1 protein-coding gene and 1 pseudogene are annotated in these 254 nt (G+C 50.0%); both read left to right on the forward strand.

The genetic code is table 11. The features are described from left to right. Positions 1-121 (forward strand): annotated as a pseudogene (locus O2S87_RS19295) (IS630 family transposase); the annotation flags it as partial. Positions 122-145: 24 nt separating this feature from the next. Next, the coding region (locus O2S87_RS19300) for a transposase (RefSeq protein WP_475410267.1) at positions 146-254 on the forward strand (109 nt) is incomplete at its 3' end.

Below are 254 nucleotides of genomic sequence, written 5' to 3' on the forward strand. Positions count from 1 at the left end.
CGGCGAAGACGAGTACCGAACGCTTCTTGATGGGCTGTTCAATCAACTGACGGAAAAGCTGAGTTTTGCCTCATCTTGGATTGATAATCACCTCGGTGGATTCCTCAATAAGATTCGCTAATTACTAGGAGCCGCCTCTGCGCTTATTCTTGACGGGATGGGAATTCCCAAACAAGGACACGACAGTGTCGGTGTTGGCCATCAATGGTGCGGCGCAACCGGGAAAATGGATAACTGCCAAGTGACGGTTAACC

The sequence above is a fragment of the Halohasta sp. A2 genome (assembly GCF_056175805.1).